1 protein-coding gene and 1 pseudogene are annotated in these 670 nt (G+C 42.5%); both read right to left on the bottom strand.

What is annotated here, in order from left to right:
- Positions 1–296 (bottom strand): annotated as a pseudogene (gene rplM / locus CIK04_RS24430) (50S ribosomal protein L13); the annotation flags it as partial.
- Between the two features lie 250 nt (positions 297–546).
- On the bottom strand, positions 547–670 hold a 124-nt coding region (gene zapE / locus CIK04_RS24425), incomplete at its 5' end, for an AFG1/ZapE family ATPase (RefSeq protein WP_128824680.1).

The raw sequence follows: 670 nt of genomic DNA, 5'->3' as shown, positions 1-670 counted from the left end.
TTTCTGGTTTACGAACAATCAGCTTGTCAAAAGTGATTGACTTAATACCACCAGGGAATTCAGTGTGACGGTAGTAAGTTTTTGCTGCAGCTTTGTTACCAGTTACAGTAACTTTCTCCGCGTTGATAACGATGATGTAATCACCAGTGTCAAACGTGTGGAGTGTACTCAGCTTGTTGTTGTCCACGTAGGCGAGATGCAATTTCACTTGCTAGACGGCCAAGAGTTTTACCTTCAGCGTCTACAACGTACCAGTCGCGTTTTACAGTTTCTGGTTTAGCAACGAAAGTTTTCATGCTAATAATAACCCGTTAATTCAAATTTAAACTTTAAAGGAACACACCGCTGTGCTCCCACACTGTCTAAGAGCCCAGTCATCACCCCTTCGAGCGGTTGGCACTCTCGACCTTATATTTCGAATAACTTCGATAAATTAGGTCTGCAGTAACGGTGGGTCGCAGGATTATAGATGAAGAGCGAAGAAAAATCACCTTTTTTGCACTCAATCACTAATTTTTTCGTCACGTCTTTCTCCCAAGAAACAATCTAAGCCAGATGTTCTCTCGCTAAGTACTCATGACTTTGCATTTCCACTAAACGAGATTGACAGCGCTTAAACTCAAACTCCAATTGCCCTTGCAGATAGAGTTGTTCTAGTGCCACTTCCGCG

It is taken from the genome of Vibrio sp. 03_296 (assembly GCF_002265885.1).
This window is presented reverse-complemented; position numbering and strand designations above follow the sequence as displayed.